General features: G+C 69.2%; 16 protein-coding genes and 2 pseudogenes. 12 read left to right on the top strand and 6 right to left on the bottom strand.

Annotated features, from left to right (window positions below):
- The first annotated feature begins 4 nt into the window (after positions 1–4).
- From bcsE to HWX39_RS32985, 6 genes are read left to right on the top strand one after another with little or no spacing between them, the layout of a single operon-like run.
- The gene (gene bcsE / locus HWX39_RS33010; RefSeq protein ID WP_175971766.1) at positions 5–1,966 is read left to right on the top strand and encodes a cellulose biosynthesis protein BcsE; all 1,962 of its coding nucleotides are present in this window, start codon (positions 5–7) and stop codon (positions 1,964–1,966) included.
- The gene (locus tag HWX39_RS33005; RefSeq protein WP_175971765.1) at positions 1,963–2,181 is read left to right on the top strand and encodes a hypothetical protein; all 219 of its coding nucleotides are present in this window, start codon (positions 1,963–1,965) and stop codon (positions 2,179–2,181) included. Before bcsE ends, HWX39_RS33005 begins: the two co-directional genes overlap by 4 nt.
- Complete coding sequence (gene bcsQ / locus HWX39_RS33000; protein ID WP_175971764.1) at positions 2,178–2,957, top strand: cellulose biosynthesis protein BcsQ; 780 nt, start codon at positions 2,178–2,180, stop codon at positions 2,955–2,957. The genes HWX39_RS33005 and bcsQ overlap by 4 nt, the downstream gene beginning before the upstream one ends.
- Positions 2,954–5,491 (top strand): UDP-forming cellulose synthase catalytic subunit, encoded by a 2,538-nt coding sequence (gene bcsA, locus HWX39_RS32995; RefSeq protein WP_175971763.1) that lies wholly within the window; start codon positions 2,954–2,956, stop codon positions 5,489–5,491. The genes bcsQ and bcsA overlap by 4 nt, the downstream gene beginning before the upstream one ends.
- Before the next feature lie 27 nt (positions 5,492–5,518).
- Entirely contained in the window at positions 5,519–7,075 is a 1,557-nt protein-coding gene (bcsG, locus tag HWX39_RS32990) for a cellulose biosynthesis protein BcsG (RefSeq protein WP_175971762.1), read from the top strand.
- The gene (locus HWX39_RS32985) at positions 7,057–7,254 is read left to right on the top strand and encodes a hypothetical protein (RefSeq protein WP_175971761.1); all 198 of its coding nucleotides are present in this window, start codon (positions 7,057–7,059) and stop codon (positions 7,252–7,254) included. The genes bcsG and HWX39_RS32985 overlap by 19 nt, the downstream gene beginning before the upstream one ends.
- Before the next feature lie 164 nt (positions 7,255–7,418).
- Here the strand turns inward: HWX39_RS32985 and HWX39_RS32980 are convergent, their stop codons facing one another.
- The 4 genes and pseudogenes from HWX39_RS32980 to HWX39_RS32965 form a co-directional block, all read right to left on the bottom strand.
- Positions 7,419–8,300 (bottom strand): pirin family protein, encoded by an 882-nt coding sequence (locus HWX39_RS32980; protein ID WP_175971760.1) that lies wholly within the window; start codon positions 8,298–8,300, stop codon positions 7,419–7,421.
- Positions 8,301–8,330: 30 nt separating this feature from the next.
- A complete protein-coding gene (locus HWX39_RS32975; protein ID WP_175971759.1) occupies positions 8,331–8,723 on the bottom strand; it encodes an OsmC family protein in 393 nt (130 codons plus the stop codon).
- 47 nt (positions 8,724–8,770) lie between these two features.
- Complete coding sequence (locus HWX39_RS32970) at positions 8,771–10,351, bottom strand: Na+/H+ antiporter (protein WP_175971758.1); 1,581 nt, start codon at positions 10,349–10,351, stop codon at positions 8,771–8,773.
- A gap of 64 nt (positions 10,352–10,415) precedes the next feature.
- A pseudogene (locus HWX39_RS32965) lies at positions 10,416–10,550 on the bottom strand (DUF1427 family protein); the annotation flags it as partial.
- 252 nt (positions 10,551–10,802) lie between these two features.
- Between HWX39_RS32965 and HWX39_RS32960 the strand changes: the two are divergent.
- Positions 10,803–11,077: pseudogene (locus HWX39_RS32960) on the top strand (DUF3331 domain-containing protein).
- Between the two features lie 118 nt (positions 11,078–11,195).
- Here HWX39_RS32960 and HWX39_RS32955 read toward each other — a convergent pair.
- Positions 11,196–12,782: an acid phosphatase gene (locus HWX39_RS32955; protein WP_175971757.1), complete on the bottom strand. Its 1,587-nt coding sequence runs from the start codon at positions 12,780–12,782 to the stop codon at positions 11,196–11,198.
- 223 nt (positions 12,783–13,005) lie between these two features.
- Here HWX39_RS32955 and HWX39_RS32950 point away from each other — a divergent pair, with 223 nt between their 5' ends.
- From HWX39_RS32950 to HWX39_RS32940, 3 genes are all read left to right on the top strand, one after another.
- Positions 13,006–14,391 carry a cytochrome c peroxidase gene (locus tag HWX39_RS32950; protein ID WP_175971756.1) on the top strand — a complete coding sequence of 462 codons (1,386 nt, stop codon included), beginning with the start codon at positions 13,006–13,008 and terminating at the stop codon, positions 14,389–14,391.
- A 150-nt stretch (positions 14,392–14,541) separates the two neighbouring features.
- On the top strand, positions 14,542–14,928 hold the full coding sequence (locus HWX39_RS32945; protein ID WP_175971755.1) for a hypothetical protein: 387 nt from the start codon (positions 14,542–14,544) through the stop codon (positions 14,926–14,928).
- Between the two features lie 11 nt (positions 14,929–14,939).
- Positions 14,940–15,410 (top strand): NUDIX hydrolase, encoded by a 471-nt coding sequence (locus HWX39_RS32940; protein WP_175971795.1) that lies wholly within the window; start codon positions 14,940–14,942, stop codon positions 15,408–15,410.
- 140 nt (positions 15,411–15,550) lie between these two features.
- On the opposite strand, the gene HWX39_RS32935 is transcribed toward HWX39_RS32940, so the two are convergent.
- The gene (locus tag HWX39_RS32935; protein ID WP_175971754.1) at positions 15,551–17,260 is read right to left on the bottom strand and encodes a glutamine--tRNA ligase/YqeY domain fusion protein; all 1,710 of its coding nucleotides are present in this window, start codon (positions 17,258–17,260) and stop codon (positions 15,551–15,553) included.
- A gap of 244 nt (positions 17,261–17,504) precedes the next feature.
- On the opposite strand from HWX39_RS32935, the gene HWX39_RS32930 reads away from it, so the two are divergent.
- Positions 17,505–17,714 (top strand): ornithine acetyltransferase, encoded by a 210-nt coding sequence (locus HWX39_RS32930; protein ID WP_011351716.1) that lies wholly within the window; start codon positions 17,505–17,507, stop codon positions 17,712–17,714.
- A gap of 179 nt (positions 17,715–17,893) precedes the next feature.
- Positions 17,894–18,460, top strand: coding sequence for an alpha/beta hydrolase (locus tag HWX39_RS32925; RefSeq protein WP_175971753.1), 567 nt, complete (start codon positions 17,894–17,896; stop codon positions 18,458–18,460).
- Positions 18,461–18,576 lie beyond the last annotated feature (116 nt).

Here is an 18,576-nt window from a genome sequence, read left to right as displayed (position 1 = left end):
CGCCGTGACTACGGAACTCGATGCCACCCGTCCCGCGCTCGGCGCCGCCGGCCTGCTGGGCCGCCTGCGTGCGCTGCTGGGCGCGGGGCCGGCCGGCGGCCGCGCCGGCACGGTGAGCCGGCTCGCGATCGACGGCTTGCCCGATGCCTGGACGCAACTGGAAGCCGGCGGCCTGTACGCGATCTATGCGGCCGGCGGCACGCCGGCCTGCGACGCGCTCGTGTGGGAGAGCGCGCGACAGGCGCGCACGCGCGACGTGACGGTCGTGCTTGCGCGCGAGGCGGCGCACGTCGCCGCACAGATGCAGGCGCGCGGCTTCGCCGGCGGCGCGCAGCCGGCCGGCTGGCCCCGTAACCTGAACGTGCTGGCAATGCCGCCCGCGGCCGAACCGGCCAACGGCGACAACACCGACGCCGGCGCAACGGCGGATGCACCGCGCCGCGCGGCGCCGGGCCCGTTCGCACGGCTGACCGGCGGCCTGCGCGCGATGAAGCGCTACGGTTTTCGCGCGCGCTCGCTGTACTTCGTCGAGGGCGCGCAGCGCTGGTTCAGCTGGGACGACCCGATCGCGCTCGCCGACGAGGCGCACGCACTCGCCGAATGGTGCCGCACGCGCCGGATCGCGCTCGTGCTGCTGCTCGATCCCGAAGCGACCCGGGCGGGCGACGCAGCGCGCACCGACGATGCTCCGCTCGTCCGCGACGCGGCTCGCACGACGCGCAGCGGCTTCCACGGTATCTGCTCGGGCGTCGCGCAGTTGCAGCGAACGCACGGCGAGTTGCTATGGGTCGTCGATTTCTGGCGGGCGGGCGACACGCTCGCGGCCGGCGAAGTACGGCCGCTGCGCTTTGCGCCGGGCGGCCGGCTGTCGGCGAGCGTCGACGGCGGCGCGACCGGGCCCGCGCACCGGATGAAGCTCGCGAGCGACGAGGATCGCGTCGTCGCCAGCCGCGCGGTGCTCGAAGGCGCGAACCGCGCGCCGGACGGCTGGGAGATCGTCGAGGACAACGCGGCCGTCGTCGCGGCGTGCGCGCATGCCGAGGCCGCGACCGCGGTGCTCGTGTTCCGCTCGCATGCGCAGCTCGAAGCGCTCTGCGCGGACGTGCACACGCTGCGCCGGCAGTGCGGCGGTGCGCTGAAGATCGCGGTCGTCGAGCGCGGCGAAGTGCTGCGCCAGCAGTTCGAGATGCTGGTGCTGAGCGTCGGTGCGAGCCGCGTCGTCGCGCGCGACCTGCCGGTATCGCGGATGCAGGCCGCCGTGCACGCGCTGCGCGGCCAGCTCTATGCGCGGCCCGTCGCGGCCGACTATCGTGCGGCGCTCGCGGCCGCGCTCGGCGATTCGGTGCTCGGCTACCTGCCGGTCGGCGCGTTCTGCCAGCGGATTCGCGCGGTGCTCGATCGCGGCGCCGTGCTCGCGCTGCCGCACACGCTCGCGAAGATCGCGCTGCTGCCGGGCGTGTCGCACGTCGACGCGCTGCGGTGTTGCCGGCCGCGCCGCACGGGCGACGTCGTGACGGCCGATGCCGCGCACCTGTACGTGTTCCTGTTCGCGTGCGAACCGGCCGATGCGGAGGACGCGCTCGCGCGCATCTTCGACGTGCCGGTCGAGACGCTGTCCGACCGTGTCGTGTGCCTCGGCTCCGGCAGCATCGACACCGAGCTCAATGCGCTGAAGGCCGAGAACCGGCGCGCGCCGATCGCCGACTACAGCGATCTGTTCGCGGCCACGCAGCCGGCGCGTGCCGGGCGCACACCGTCCGCGCGCACCGATCGCGGCGCGGCGTTGCCCGACCCGCGCGAAGTGAGCGTGGCGATCGACGCGATCGATACGATCGTCGCGCTCGATGCGATCGGTGCGACGCCGTCGGCCGCGGCCGCATCGGCGCCGGAACCCGTCATTCCTGCCGCGCCCAGGCGCGGCGCCATCCGCAGCGCGATGCCGCTGCGCAAGCAGGGGGTCGCATGATCGCCGACATCGTCATCGGTTTCATCGTCGGCACCGTGATCGCGGTGCCCGTGTGGATCGTCGCGCAGCATCTCGGCATCGGCCGGGGCTTTCATGCGCCGCGCGGAATCGACCGGCGCGACGCCGTGCCCTGCGAACTCGTGCCGGTGGCGCTGCGCGGGCGGCTGCTGCCCGATGCCGAGCCCGGCCAGCGTGCGGACGAGGCGGCCCGATGAAGACGATCGCCATTACGTCGACGACGGGCGGCGCGGGCCGCACGACGCTCACGGCCGCGCTTGCGGTGCTGCTGGCGCGCCGCGGCCGCCCGGTCGTCGCCGTCGAATTCGATGCGCAGAACCTGATGGGTGCGACGCTCGGCCTCGACACGCTGGCCGAGCACGGCCTCGCGCAAAGCGTGCTCGGCGGCGCCGAGCCGTGGCATGCGCATACGTGGCGCAACGCCGACGGCGTGCTGTTCGTGCCGTACGGGCAGCTCGACGCGGCCGGTGCCGCCGCATGCGATGCGCGGCTCGCGGCCGATCCCGCGTGGCTGTCGCGCGCCCTCGACGAAATCGCGCTGCCGGCCGACGGCGTCGTGCTGATCGATACCGCACGCTATCCGTCGACGCAGGCCGAGCAGGCGATTCGCTGCGCGAACCTGACGCTCGTCGTCGTGCCGCCCGAGCCGACCGCGTGCGCGACGACGGCCGCGCGGCTCGGTGCGCTGCGGGCCGGCGGCGGCGAACTGCAGATCGTCGTCAACCGGCTGAATCCGGCGCGCGACATGCAGCGCGACGCGCTTGGCATGCTGCGCGCGGTCGCGGGGCCGGCATCGATGCTCGAGCAGCGCATCCACGTCGATGCGGCCGTGCCCGAAGCACTCGCGCGCGGCAGCTGGATCTTCGACGACGCGCCGTATTCGCAGGCGTCGCACGACCTGAACGGCGTCGCGAACTGGGTCGATGCGTGGTTGGCGGCGGGCGCCGCCGGTCGCCGCGGAGCGGCGCGATGAACGCGGGCTTCGCGCCGCGCCTGCGCGCAGTCGGCCGCCGCGCGGCCGACTGGCTCGCACGCGGCATCGGGCTGCCGGCGCAACGCACGCTGGTCGACTGGTTCGTGCGGCTGTTCTTCCACGCGCCGCCGCCGGGCCGCCCTGACTACGTGCGCCGCTGGGTGCGCGTCGCGTCCCTGCGGCTTGCGCAGGAGTGGGGCGTGCTGCAGCCGCTCAGCCCGCGCGAATGGCTGTGGCGCACGATCGTGCGCGCGCCGCGCACGGCCGACGGCCGGCCCGCGCGCGATCCGCTCGCGTGGTTCGACAAGTATGTCGTGCCCGTCTACGTGGTCGGGCGCGCGGTCGGCCGGTGGATCAACGCGAAGCTCGAACGCCTGCCGTGGGTGCGCTGGGGCGGCTGGCTCGATGCGCGCGCGAACGGCGTCGGCCGGCGCCGCTGGCTCGCGCCGCTGCTGCTCGTGGCCGGCGCGCTCCTGTGGGCCGCAGCCGGGATGTCGCCGCTGATGCCCGGCGCGCAGTTCGCGTTCTTCGCGATCGTCGCGGTGCTCGCGCTCATGCTGCGCCGCCTGCCGGGCCATCTGCCGACGCTCGCGCTCGCGTCGCTCGCGCTGCTCGCGACGTTGCGCTACGTGTGGTGGCGCACCACGCAGACGCTCGATTTCCGCGGCCCGGTCGAGGCCGTCGCCGGTTACCTGCTGTACGGCGCGGAAGCCTATACGTGGATGATCCTGCTGCTCGGCTTCGTGCAGACCGCATGGCCGCTCGACCGGACGATCGTGCCGCTGCCCGACGATCCGGACACCTGGCCGACCGTCGACATCTACATCCCGACCTACAACGAACCGCTGTCGGTCGTGAAGCCGACGGTATTCGCCGCGCAGAGCATCGACTGGCCGAGCGCCAAGCTGCGCGTGTACCTGCTCGACGACGGCAAGCGCCCCGAATTCGAGGCGTTCGCGCGCGAGGCCGGCATCGACTACGTGACGCGCGACGACAACCGCCACGCGAAGGCCGGCAACATCAACCGCGCGCTGCCGAAGACGCACGGCGAATACATCGCGATCTTCGACTGCGATCACGTGCCGACGCGCTCGTTCCTGCAGACGACGATGGGCGTGTTCCTGCGCGACCCGAAGTGCGCACTCGTGCAGACGCCGCACCATTTCTTCTCGCCCGATCCGTTCGAGCGCAACCTCGGCACGTTCCGCGAGATCCCGAACGAGGGCAACCTGTTCTACGGCCTCGTGCAGTCGGGCAACGACCTGTGGAACGCGACGTTCTTCTGCGGCTCGTGCGCGGTGCTCAAGCGCAGCGCGCTGGAAGAGGTGGGCGGCGTCGCGGTCGAGACCGTGACCGAGGATGCGCACACGGCGCTCAAGCTGCACCGGCGCGGCTATACGTCGGCGTACCTGCCGACCGTGCAGGCGGCCGGTCTCGCAACCGAAAGCCTCGCGGGCCACGTGAAGCAGCGCACGCGCTGGGCGCGCGGGATGGCGCAGATCTTCCGCATCGACAACCCGTTCCTCGGGCGCGGGCTCGGCCTCATCCAGCGGATCTGCTACGGCAACGCGATGCTGCACTTCTTCTACGGGATTCCGCGGCTGGTGTTCCTGACGATCCCGCTCGCGTACCTGTTCTTCCACCTGTACTTCATCAACGCGTCCGCGGTCGCGCTCGCGAGCTACGTGATCCCGTATCTCGTGCTGGCGAACGTCGCCAACTCGCGGATGCAGGGGCGCTACCGCCACTCGTTCTGGGCCGAGGTCTACGAATCGGTGCTCGCGTGGTACATCGCGCTGCCGACCACCGTCGCGTTCTTCAGTCCGAAGCACGGCAAGTTCAACGTGACCGACAAGGGCGGCAAGATCGACGAAGGCTACGTCGACTGGTCGACGTCGAAGCCGTACCTGGTGCTGTTCGGGATGAACGTGCTCGCGATCCTCGCCGGCCTGTGGCGGCTCGTGGCCGACCAGGGCGACGAGGCGTCGACGATCCTGATCACGCTCGGCTGGACCGTGTACAACCTCGCGATGCTCGGCGCGGCGCTGGCCGTTGCGCGCGAGACCAGGCAGGTGCGCGTCACGCACCGGATCGCGATGCGCGTGCCGGCCACGCTGCTGCTCGCCGACGGCTCGACGGCCGCGTGCTTCACGAGCGACTACTCGACCGGCGGCCTGGGCCTTGAAGCGGTGCCGGGGCTTGCGCTCGCCGTGGGCGACACGCTGACGGTGTGCGTGACCCGCGGCGACCGGCCGTTCCCGTTCCCGGTGCGCGTGAGCCGCGTGACGCCGACCCACGTCGGCGTGAGCTTCGAGGCACTGACGCTCGAACAGGAGCGCCAGCTCGTGCAATGCACGTTCGGCCGCGCGGACGCGTGGCTCGACTGGCACGCAGGCGAGCGCCTCGACACGCCGCTCGGCGGGCTGAAGGAAGTGTTGCGTATCGGCCTGGAAGGCTATGTACGGATGTGGAAGGGTGCGGCGCGCGGCCTGCAGGCGATGCTGGCGCCGAAACTCGATCGGGCGCGCGACTGACGCGGCGCTCATCACGGAGTGGGTTAGATGACGTTCTGGAATCTGTATTTCATCCTGAAGTTCGCGCTGTTCGCGACCGGGCACTTGGAGCCGTTCTGGCTCGCGAACCTCGCGTTCGCGGTGACGCTCGCGGCGAGCGCACCGATCCGACGGCGTGCGTGGCGCATCGTCCGGCAGCTCGTCGCGATCGCGATCGCGGTGCCGCTGCTCGCACGCGAGATGCATGCGCCGCCGCTCGCCCGGCTCGTCGAGGCCGCACGCGAAGTGAGCACGTTCCGCCTCGACTACTGGATGGAGTTGCTGCCGCGCCTGCTGCCGCCAGTGCTGCTGCTGACAGTGGCCGGCGCGCTGATCGTCTACTTCGTCGTCAACCGCTGGCTGCGCGTCGCGACGTTCGTGCTGGCGGTGCTGATCGTGATGCCGCTGTGGCAGGCCGGCAGCGGGCTGATGGCGCGCGTCGTCGCACCGCCTCCGCAGCAGGCGAACACGACGGGCACGACGCTCGCCGGCCAGCCGGAGGATCACAACGCCGCGCTCGCGACGTTCCGCACGCAGGAATCGCAGCGGCAGGTCGCGTTCGGCCATCTCGGCAGCGATCCGGCCACGCAGTTCGACGTGATCGTGCTGCACATCTGCTCGCTGTCGTGGGACGACCTCGATGCCGCGAAGGTGCGCAACCATCCGATGCTGAGCCACTTCGACTACCTGTTCACCAATTTCAGCACGGCCGCGAGCTACAGCGGCCCGGCGGCAATCCGCGTGCTGCGCGCGAGCTGCGGGCAGGAAGCGCACGCCGACCTGTACAAGCCGGCGCCGCAGCAGTGCTACCTGTTCTCGCAACTGGCGAGCGCGGGCTACAAGGTGCAGTCGCTGCTGAACCACGACGGCCATTTCGACAACTTCCTGCAGGTGGTCCACGACAACATCGGGGTGCCCGACGCACCGCCGGTGTCGAACGCGGCCGCGCCCGTCGCGATGCACGCGTTCGACGGCTCGGCGATCAAGGACGACTACTCGACGCTCGCGAACTGGTATGCGCAGCGCGCGTCGGTGCCGGGCCCGGTCGCGCTGTACTACAACACGATCAGCCTGCATGACGGCAACCGGATCGTCGGCAGCTCGCTGACGAGCATCGACTCGTATCCGCAGCGCGCCACGAAGCTGATGGACGACTTCGACCGCCTCGCCGACCTGATCGCACAATCGGGCCGCCGCGCGGTGATCGTGTTCGTGCCCGAGCACGGCGCCGCGCTGCGCGGCGACAAGAACCAGGTCGCGGGCCTGCGCGAGATCCCGACGCCGCGCATCGTGCACGGGCCGGTCGGCGTGCGGCTCATCGGCTTTACCGGCAACCACGGCGCGACGACCGTGATCGATCAGCCGACCAGCTTCCTCGCGCTCGCGCAACTGCTGTCGAACCTCGTGTCGAACAGCCCGTTCAAGCCGGGCACGACGCTCGCGCAGTATGCGGCCGACCTGCCGCGCACGCGGATGGTGGGCGAGAACGAGGGCACGGTGACGATGCAGACGGCCGCGGGCTACTCGGTGAAAACTCCGGATGGCGTATGGATCGACGAACAGTAATGCTTCCCGGCGACGCCGATGACGATCGCCTGTCGCAACCGAACGACGTGATCGGTCTCGCGCGGCATCTGCCCGCGCTCGATCCCGAGCGTTACGTCGACGAACAGGCGCGCCGCGCGTTCATCGAGTCGCTCGACCGGTGGCCGACGCTCGCGAAGCTGATGGGATTGAAGCGCTGAAAGGCGTGGCGGCCGGCGCGGTGTGCGGCGGCGGTTGACCCGATGCCGCCCGGGTTCGGTCGACACCCAACCCGGGCATTCCGTCATTTGCCGCAGCCCGGCCGGGCTCGTGTCTCACGACTCTCCCGCAGGGGGCGCATGTCGCGTCAACTATCGGGCGTTTACTACGCCTTGCGTTCCGGCTGGCGCGTCCACTCGTTTTCTTCGCCCGGCACCTTGCCGAAGGTCTGATCGGCCCACGCCGCACGCGCCGCGTCGATCTTCGCGCGCGCGCTCGACACGAAATTCCATTCGATGAAACGCTCGCCCGGCAGGTGCGCACCGCCGAGCAGCATCACGCGTGCGCCGTTCGCGCTGGCGAGCGCCACGGTCGCGCCGGGTTCGAGCACGGCCATCGTCGCGGGGGCGAGCGGGGTGCCGTCGATGGCGAGGTCGCCGTCGACGAGGTACACGCCGCGCTCCTCATGTTCGGCGTCGAGCGCGAGCGTGCCGCCTGCGGCGAATTCCGCATACGCATAGAGCGTGGGCGAGAACACGGCGACCGGCGACGTGAGCCCGAACGCGGTACCCGCGATCACGCGCACGCTCGCACCGTCACGCGTGAACGACGGCAGCGTCTCGGCCGCATGATGGACGAACGCGGGCGTGGTGTCTTCATGCTCGACCGGCAGCGCGACCCAGGTCTGGATCCCATGGACCGGCTGATCGTGCGGCCGGTCTTCGTCGGGCGAGCGCTCCGAATGCACGATGCCGCGGCCGGCCGTCATCCAGTTCACGTCGCCCGGCACGATCTTCTGCCGGAAGCCGAGGCTGTCGTGATGCATCAGCGAGCCGTCGAACAGGTAGGTGACGGTCGCGAGGCCGATGTGCGGATGCGGCAGCACGTCGATGCCGCGGCCGGCCGGCAACACGGCCGGCCCCATCTCGTCGAAGAAGATGAACGGGCCGACGAGGCGCGCGGCGCGCGCGGGCAGCACGCGACGCACGACGAGGTTGCCGATGTCGCTTTCGCGCGGCGTGAGCAGGGTCTTGATCGAGGCGGACATGGTGGGGTCTCGTGGTCGAGGCGGGACGCGTCAGGCGATCGCCGTGTCGATGGTGATCGGATGCATGAGGATCTTGTGCACCGGGCACGCGTTCGCGATCTGCAGCAGGCGCTCGCGCTGCTCGCCCGACAGGTCGCCTTCCAGCGTGATGCGGCGCACGATCGTGCTGCCGGTGCCGGCCGATTCGTGCGCGAGCTTCACGTGCACTTCGGTGAGCGGCCAGCCCTTGCGCTGCGCGTACATCTTCAGCGTGATCGCGGTGCATGCGCCGAGGCTCGACAGCAGCAGCGCGACGGGCGTGGGTGCCGCATCGCCGCCGCCCAGTGACGCCGGTTCGTCGGCGCGCCACTGGTGGGCGCCGTCGCTGAAGTGGACGAGGTAATCGACGGAGCCGATGCTCGCTTCGACGGACAGTTCGCTCATTGCAGTTCCATGGGGAGAAAGGGGAAGGCCGGCGGCGTGGCCGGGCGTTACGGTTCGAGCAGCCGCTGCAGCCGCAGTTCCTCGAAATCGAGTTCCGATTCGATCCGGTGCAGCACGGCGTCGTCGACCTTGCCGTCGCGATGCAGGTCGAGCAGCGCACGGCGCGACACGCCGACGAGTTCGAGTTCGACACGCAGCATGCGCGAGCGCACGTTGGCCGGTTCGGCGCCTTGGCGATGCGCGCGTTCGTTGAAGGTGACGCGGTTCCGGTACTCGACGAGCAGGCGCTCGAGCGACGGCCGCTCGAGGGTCGACCCGCGCTTGTCGAGCGCGTCGAGTTCGTCGAGCGCCGCGCCGAACGCATGCGCGCGCACCGCATGCTCGGACATCGTGTGCCGCGCGGCCGGGCGCAGCTTCAGCACGCGGATCAGCGGCGCGAGCGTGCCGCCCTGCACGACGAGCGTGGCGATGATCAACAGGAACGTGCTGAACAGGATCAGGTCGCGGCCGGGGAATTGGGCGGGCAGCGCGATCGCGGCCGCGAGGCTCACGACCCCGCGCATGCCCGACCAGCCGAGCACGACGGCCTCGCGCCACGACCACGGTGCGTGGCCGGCGCGCGGCGCGCGCAGGCGGCCCGGCAGCCACATCGCGACGAACACCCACACGATGCGCGCAGCGATCGCGGCGGCGGTGGCGGGCAGCGCGACGCGCAGGCCGGCCATCAGCACCGCGCCTTCATGGTTCACGCGTGCGAGGATCGCGTGCAGCGCGAGGCCGATCAGGATGAACACGAGTGCGTCGAGCACGAACACGATCGCTTCCCACGTCGCCTTCGCCTTGATCCGCATGTCGGCGTCGAACACGCGATGCTGGCGCACGCCGAGCACGAGGCCGCAGGTCACCACGGACAGCACGCCCGAGCCTTCGACGGCTTCCGCGATCCCGTAGCTGCCCCACGCCATCGCGAAGGTCACGACGATGCCGAGCATCGGATCGCGCAGGCGCGGAAGCACCCAGCTCATCGCATGGCCGCACGCGAGACCGACCGCGATGCCGATCAGCGTGAGCGAGAAGAACAGGCCGGTGGCGCTCGCGGCCGTGATCGACACGGCGAGCGCGGCCGACACGGCCATCTGGTACAGCAGCAGGCCCGACGCATCGTTGACGAGGCTTTCGCCTTCGAGCACCGCGACGAGCCGTGAGGGCAGCGGATGGCGCTGCAGGATCGCCTTCGCGGCGACCGCGTCCGGCGGCGACACGATCGCGCCGAGCGTGAAGCATGCGGCCCATGGCAGCGCCGGGTTCACCGCATGCACGGCGAGTGCGACCGCGACGGTGGTGAACACTACCGCGCCGAGCGCGAGCGACGCGATCGGCGCAAGCTCCTGCCGGAATTCCTTCCATGCGGTGTAGAACCCGCTCGACATCAGCAGCGGCGGCAGCACGGCCGCGAGCAGCAGCGCCGGGTCCATGTCGGGTACGCGCTTGCCGGCCACCGCGACCACACAGCCGCCGAGCAGCAGCACGACGGCCGGCGGAATCGAAATCCGCTCGGCGAGCCACGTGAGTGCACCCGCACCGCAGATCAACAGCAGCAGGTAATGAAACAGCTCGACGTTGGTCATGCGTGGCCGGCGGCGAACGATTGCGTCATGACGGCTTGCGATCGTTCGTGGTGCCGCCGGGCAGGATCTGTTCGCCGGCCAACATGCCAAGCAGGCCGGTGAGCGCGATGAGCGGCGGCGCCGGCGAATTCACGCGGAGCGCGCCGTAGACGACACCAGCGAGGATGCCGGCAAGCAGCGACAGGCAATACGGTTTCATGGCGGGCGACCCGGGATGGCAGACGAGCGGCGCGGAGCGCGCCGTCAAGATTTCGAAAGCGTATCGGGTTTGCGCGAAGAATAAAAGCGCGGGGAGCCCCGAACCGGCATCGATTCCGTTTCCCGGGTGTTCGCGCCGTGCGTGTGCGGATTAAATACTTCGAGCTGGATGACGATCCGGCGCTGACATACCTCCGGCTCCTGCCGTTTCGACGGTCGCGGCAGGCCCCTCTTTTTTCGTTCACGGGACACCTTGCGCCGTGAGCAATCCGAAGCGCGTGTGCAGGTGCTCGCGCGTTCGGCGCGGTTGCTGGTCGTACGTTGGGTCGAGCCGGGACGCGCGCACTTCGGCGAGCAGCGCTGGAAAACGGGCGGGCACGGCGGGCCGGGGTCTGCGTGCCGTCGGGCGCACGGATCGCGTGCGGGGACGACGTGTTCCTCCCGAGTGGTCGGCCGACGCCGCCGAATGCACGCGCGATGATCCTGGCCATCGCACTCGACGGCGCCGGGCTGAAGTACGGCGGGTGACGCGGCGCGTCCGTGCTTGCGTTCGCGTTTATGCCATGACAAAGGGCGGCCGAAGCCGCCCCTTGCCGTGTCGTGGCCGGCAACGCACTCGCCGGTGCATTGCCGCGTCGCTCCGCCGTTACAGGTTCGGCGACAGTTGCAGTGCGTTCGTCAGGTCGCCCATCGGCTGCCCGCCGTTCGCCTTCAACGCGTCGTCGCGCTGTTGCAGGCCCGCGAGACGCGGCAGCGAGAAGCGGCGCGTGATGAAGCGCAGGATCGACGCGGTGTCGTATTGCGTGTGGTCGACGAAGCCCTTTTTCGAGAACGGCGACACGATGAGTGCCGGAATCCGCGTGCCCGGGCCCCAGCGGTCGCCCTTCGGCGGCGCCACGTGATCCCAGAAGCCGCCGTTTTCGTCGTACGTGACGACCACGACCATGTTTTTCCACTGCGGGCTTGCCTGCAGGTGGGCGAGCACGTTCGCGATGTGCTGGTCGCCGCTCGCGACGTCCGTGTAACCCGGGTGCTCGTTCAGGTTGCCCTGCGGCTTGTAGAACGCGACCTGCGGCAGCGTGCCCGCGTCGATCGCCTTGATGAACTCGCTGCCGTCGGTGCCGCCGTCGAGCAGGTGCTGCGCGCGGCTCGCACTGCCCGGCGCCTGGTTCGCGTAGTAGTTGAACGGCTGGTGGTGCGGCTGGAAGTTCGGCGCCGTCATGTTCGGGCCGTAGATCACGTTCGCCGTGCCGCTCTGTGCGGCTTGCAGCGCCTGGTTCCACGCGCCGCTGTACCATGCCCACGACACGCCCGCGTTGGTCAGCAGGTCGCCGATGTTCTGTTGCGACTGCGGCGGCAGCGTGGTCGCGGCCGACGGATCGGCGAGGGTCGGGTCGCCGCCCGATGCGGCCTTGTTGCCGCTCGGCTGGTACGGCGGCTGCATCGTGTTGATCGCGTAGAAGTCCGGCGTCAGGTTGCCCGAATTCACGAACTTCGGCACGCCGTCGAGCGCGGACGCCGGCGAGTTGCTCGCGAGCTGCAGCGACTTGCCGTCGGCGGCGACGGCCGAGATCGAGCCGGCGGCCGGGCTCTTGTCCGCGTTCGCGTAGAACGGCGCGCACGCGCAGATCAGGTACTGGTGGTTCAGGAACGAGCCGCCGAACGCGCCCATGAAGAAGTTGTCGGCGAGCGTGAACTGCTGCGCGATCTTCCACAGCGGCAGTTTCGTCGCGTCGGGCGTGTAATGGCCCATCACGAGGCCCCCCGAGTCGGCCCACGCGGCGAACATGTCGTTCTTGCCGCCGTTGATCTGCATCTGGTTCTCGTAGAAGCGGTGATACAGGTCGCGCGTCGTCACGCTCATCGGCGTGTTGAAGCCGTTCGGGTCGTCGATCGCGAACGGCGCGTTCGGCAGGTTCGCCGTCATCGCTTCGGTCACGGCCGGCGTGACGCCCTTCGCGGTCAGGCCGCCCCAGGCCTTCGGCAGCGTCGCGAGCGGCTGGCCGTTGCGGTCCTTCTGCTGCGCGCTTGCTGCAGTCACATTCTGCAGGCCGTTCGCGCCCGGGAAGTTGCCGTACAGGTTGTCGAAGCTGCGGTTTTCCGCGTAGATCACGACGACGTTCTTCACCGTCGACAGACCTTGCTGCTGCACGTCGTCGCCGCCGCAGGCGGTCAGGGCGGCCGCCGCGGCAACGGCGATCGGTGTAAAGCGAATCCAGGCGTGGTTTTTCATCCGTTGTACTCTCTATCTCTCTTGTCGCGTGGGAAACCGGCGCATTCGTGTACCGCCGGTTCGCGAGGGCAACCGTGGCATGTCCGGCTGTAAGCATTTTGAGGGTGCGATTTGACAGCCGGGTGTAGGCGTCCTTTCGATTGCCTGTCGATTGGCCGTCATGTAACGGTCATGCGGCTGACATAAACTCCGGCCGCTCCTGAACCCACTTCCCGACGAATCGATGAAGCCTCGCCAACCGACACCCGGCGCGTTCGCGCGTTCGTGGCTGCACCTGACCGGCGCATTCGCGCTGGCCACCACGCTTGCAACGCTTGCCGGCTGTGACGGACAGCCGGGGGCGGGTGCGCCGCCCGCGCAGTCCGCGCAAGCGGCGAGTGCGCCGGGCGCCGCGAACGTGGTTGCGTCCGCAACGGTTGCCGCCAGCGGCGCGGTGGTCGAGACGAACCGGCCGCAGACGCGGGCACAAGTTTACGAAGGCGTGCGCCGGATGACGGCGCTCGGCAAGCAACTTTTCTTCGACCCGACGCTGTCAGGTTCCGGCAAGCTCGCGTGCGCGTCGTGCCACAGCCCCGATCACGCATTCGGCCCGCCCAATGCGCTGGCCGTGCAGTTCGGCGGCGACGACATGAAGCGCCCCGGTTTTCGCGCGGTGCCGTCGCTGAAGTACCTGCAGGGCGTGCCGCAGTTCACCGAGCATTTCCACGATTCCGACGACGAAGGCGACGAGAGCGTCGATGCGGGCCCGACGGGCGGCCTCACGTGGGACGGCCGGGTCGACACGGGCGCCGAGCAGGCGCGCATTCCGCTCACGTCGCCGTTCGAGATGAACAGCTCGCCCGCGAAGGTGGCGCAGGCCGTGAAGGCCGCGCCGTATGCGGAGGAGTTCCGCGCGGTGTTCGGCGTGAAGGTGCTCGACGACGACGCAGCCACGTTCAAGGCCGTGCTGCGCGCGCTCGAGACGTTCGAGCAGACGCCCGAACTGTTCTCGCCGTACACGAGCAAGTACGACGCGTATCTCGCCGGCCATGCGCAGCTCACGCCGGCCGAATTGCGCGGCCTGCAGTTGTTCAACGACGAGAAGAAGGGCAATTGCGCGAGCTGCCACATCAGCCAGCGCGCGCTCGACGGCACGCCGCCGCAGTTCAGCGATTTCGGGCTGATCGCGATCGCGGTGCCGCGCAATCGCGCGTTGCCCGTCAATCGCGACCCGCGTTTCCACGATCTCGGCGCGTGCGGCCCCGAGCGTACCGACCTGAAGGGCCGCGACGAATTCTGCGGGCTGTTCCGCACGCCGTCGCTGCGCAACGTCGCGCTGCGCAAGACGTTCTTCCACAACGGCGTGTATCACACGCTGGAGGACGTGATGCGCTTCTACGTCGAGCGCGACATCCATCCGGAGAAGTTCTATCCGGTCGTGCACGGCAAGGTGCAGATCTACGACGACCTGCCCAAGCGCTACTGGCCGAACATCAACCGCGAGGCGCCGTTCGATCGCAAGCGCGGCGAGGAGCCGGCGCTGAACGCGGCCGAGATCAAGGATGTGATCGCGTTCCTGGGTACGCTGACCGACGGATATCAGCAAACGGCCGCGCCGGCCGGCCACTAGGGCCAGCGCAAGCCCGTCATTGGCGTGAACAGGCCCTAGCAGGCGGCGCGGACGGCACGCATGCTATCCTCGCTCGCTGACAGGCGCAGTGTGCGTGCCGGTTCGCCGGCATGCACCGCGCCGTTCGATCGAACATCCAAGGAGAACAACATGTCGATGCGTGCATCCCTTTCCGTCGTCACGCGCGTGCTGGCCGGCGCCGCGTGCGCAGCAGCGATGCTGCCCGCCCATGCGCAGAACAACCTGAACTTCCTGAACGACACGCCGCTCAGCTACTTCAGCAAGACCGACCGTGCGTCGCTTTCCAAGGCGGTCGTGCAGGTGCGCGACGAAGGCAAGGACGGCGAGACCACGACGTGGCAGAGCAGCGGCCGCGGCACGCAGATCGATGCGAAGCTCACGCCGACCACGACCGAGACGGACGGCAAGACCTGCCGTGAAATCGCCACCGACATCACCGCGAAGGGCCAGACGATGACGCTCAAGCCCGTCTATTGCAAGAGCGACGCGGGCAAGTGGCAGCTGCAGAAACGCTGAGCACGCGCGTGATGAAGCGGGGCGGCGCGGCGCGCACGGTGTCGTGCGGCGTCGTGATCCTCGATGGGGCCGGTCGCGTGTTCCTCGCCCACGCGACGGATACCACCCACTGGGACATCCCGAAGGGGCAGGGCGAGCCGGGCGAGTCGCCGGCCGATGCGGCGCTGCGTGAACTGCTCGAGGAGACCGGCATCGCATTCGCGCCGGCCCGGTTGCTCGATCTCGGCCGCTTTGCTTACCGGCACGACAAGGACCTGCACCTGTTCGCGGTGAAGGTGGCCGACGGCGAGATCGATCCCGCGCAGTGCACGTGCACGTCGCTGTTTCCGAGCCGTCGCGACGGCTCGATGATTCCCGAGATGGATGCGTATCGCTGGACCGTGCCCGGCGACATCGACGCGTATGCGAGCCGCAGCCTCGCGCGGCTGTTTCGCACGAAGCTGTCGCTGGTGGCGTTGCATCGGCGGTTGACGGGCGGGTGAATGAGCGCGGCTTGCGCTGCGTCATGACGGGGCTTTCGCTTCCTAGCACGCCACAAAAAAACCGGCCTTGGGGCCGGTTTTTTTTTGTTGGTCACGCGACGGCGGCTTGCGAAGCCGCCCGCCGCGCGCGAAGCATGCCGTTACGCCGGCTTGCCCCAGCTGTCACGCAGCCCGACGATCCGGTTGAACACGGGCTGGCCCGGCTTCGAATCGACCCGGTCGGCCACGAAGTAGCCGTGACGCTCGAACTGCAGGCGCGTTTCCGGCGCGATGTCGCCGTTGCCCGGCTCGAGGTACGCCTGCACGATCTTCTTCGAATCGGGGTTCAGCGCCTCGAGGAAGTTCGCGCCGCCCGCGTCCGGATGCGGCTCCTTGAACAGGCGATCGTAGATCCGCACTTCGGCCGGCTGCGCATGCTTCGCGCTGACCCAGTGGATGTTGCCCTTGACCTTGTACGCGTTCGCGCCCTCGGTGCCCGACTTGCTGTCCGGGAAGTAGTTGCAGTGCACGGCCGTCACGTTGCCTTCGGCGTCCTTGTCGAAGCCCGTGCACTCGATCACGTAACCGTAGCGCAGGCGCACCTTGTTGCCCGGGAACAGGCGGAAATAACCCTTCGGCGGGTTCTCGACGAAGTCCTCGCGCTCGATCCACAGCTCGCGCGAGATCGGGAACGTGCGCACGCCGCGATCCGGGTGGTGCGGATGCACGGGTGCCGTGCACGCTTCTTCGAGGTCTTCCGGGTAGTTGTCGATCACGAGCTTCAGCGGATCGAGCACGGCGACCGTGCGCGCGGCCTTGTCGTCGAGGTCGTCGCGCAGCGCGCCTTCGAAGATGCTCATGTCGATCCACGAGTCGATCTTCGTCACGCCGATCCGCTCGCAGAACAGGTGGATGCTCTCCGGCGTGAAGCCGCGGCGGCGCACGCCGACGATCGTCGGCATCCGCGGGTCGTCCCAGCCGTCGACGTGGCCTTCGGTGACGAGCTGCAGCAGCTTGCGCTTGCTGGTGATCGCGTACGTGAGGTTCAGTCGCGAGAATTCGATCTGTTGCGGCAGCGGGCGCGTGAACACGCCGGCTTCCGCGAGTTCGTTCAACACCCAGTCGTACAGCGGCCGGTGATCCTCGAATTCGAGCGTGCACAGCGAATGCGTGATGCCTTCGAGCGCGTCCGAGATGCAGTGCGTGTAGTCGTACATCGGGTACACGCACCATGCGTCGCCGGTGCGGTAGTGGTGCGCGTAGCGGATCCGGTAGATCACCGGGTCGCGCATGTTCATGTTCGGCGAAGCCATGTCGATCTTCGCGCGCAGCACGTGCTCGCCTTCCTTGAACTCGCCGGCCTTCATGCGGCGGAACAGGTCGAGGTTTTCTTCCGGCGTGCGATTGCGGAACGGCGACGGCTTGCCGCCTTCCGTCAGCGAGCCGCGGTTCGCGCGCATTTCATCGGCGCTCTGGCTGTCGACATACGCCTTGCCGCGCTGGATCAGCAACTCGGCGAACTCGTACAGCTTGTCGTAGTAGTCGCTCGCGAAGTACTGGTGGTCGACCGCGTCCTTGCGCCAGTCGAAGCCGAGCCAGCGCACCGCGTCGACGATCGAGTCGACGTACTCGACGCTTTCCTTTTCCGGGTTGGTGTCGTCGAAGCGCAGGTGGCACACGCCGCCGTAGTCGCGCGCGACGCTGAAGTTCAGGCAGATGCTCTTGGCATGGCCGATGTGCAGATAGCCGTTCGGCTCGGGCGGAAAGCGTGTCTCGACGCGGCCGCCCCATTTGCCGGTGCGGTTGTCGTCGTCGATGATGTTGCGGATGAAATTGGAAGCCGCGGGGGCGTCGTTGCGTTCGGTGCTCATGCGGATAGCGTCAGGTTGTGTCGGCGCGTCGTGCCGGTTTAATCCCGTGATTCTACCTGACCGGGGTCCGTCCCGCGCGGCTTGCGGCATGGCGGGGGCGGGTTTCGAGCGATTATCTCGATATTGTGTCGGCTGTAACACGACGTAAATCGGATTGCCCGGGCCGTTTGCTGTTGCCTATGATGGCTCCACCGATTCAATGCCGCCGCCCGGGTTGCGGCGCGGCGGGAGGACACCAAAAATCATGATGAAGAAGACCACGTTTATCGTTCGTACCGCCGTGATCGTCGCGGCCCTGTCGCAACTCGGCGCATGCGCGATGACGCATACGCAACGCAACGCCGGTATCGGCGCGGCCGCGGGCGGCGCGCTCGGCTACCTGGTGACGGGCGGCCCGCTCGGCACGGTTGCCGGCGCCGCGGCGGGCGGTATCGTCGGCGCGAACGTGCGCTGACCGACAGACATGACGCGAGCCGCCTGCAGCGCGGCTCGCCGTCCGGTCGCGACGCCGCGCTCGACGCGTCCCGACCCCACGCACATCCTTCCGGTATCAGACAGGCAGCATCAGGGAGGAACGGGTGTGCGACACTGCGTCGACGCAACATAACGATTTCACGCGTCGACGCACTTTCCATGAGCCGATTTCCCGTTCGATTCCCCGTTCTCGTCCTGCCGGGCTACGCCAATTCGGGCCCGCTCCACTGGCAGAGCCGCTGGGAGCGTGCCGACGCACGTTTCTCGCGCGTCGCGATGCCCGACTGGGACCGGGCGTTCCGCAACGGCTGGTGCCTCGCACTCGATCGTGCGGTCGAGGCCGCGCGCGGGCCGGTGCTGCTTGCCGGCCATAGTCTCGGTACGCTGACCACCGCGTGGTGGGCGACGCGCTATGCGCGCCCGGCCGGGCTCGCGAAAGTGCGCGGCGCGTTGCTGGTCGCGCTGCCTGATCCCGACGGTCCCGCGTTCCCGGCCGATGCGCACGGCTTCGGGCCGGTGCCGTACGAACGGCTGCCGTTTCCGACCTGCGTCGTTGCCAGCAGCGACGATCCTTATGGCTCGCTCGCGTTCGCCCGCACCTGTGCGAACGCATGGGGCAGTGCGTTCCACGATATCGGCCCGCGCGGCCACATCAACGCGGACAGCGGGCTCGGCGACTGGCCCGAGGCGCGCGCCTGGCTCGACGCGCTCGCCCACCGCGATTGACGACGCGGGCGGTGGTGGAGGCCGCTGCCGCGCGCCTGCCCGCACCCGCGCCGGCCACCGCGATTGACGAGGCGGGGCAGTGGTTGAGGCCGCTGCCGCGCGCCCGCCCGCACCCG

This window comes from Burkholderia sp. BCC0322 (assembly GCF_902833045.1).
GTDB lineage: Bacteria > Pseudomonadota > Gammaproteobacteria > Burkholderiales > Burkholderiaceae > Burkholderia.
Note: the sequence above shows the minus strand (reverse complement) of the source record. Positions and strands in the feature narration are given on the sequence as shown.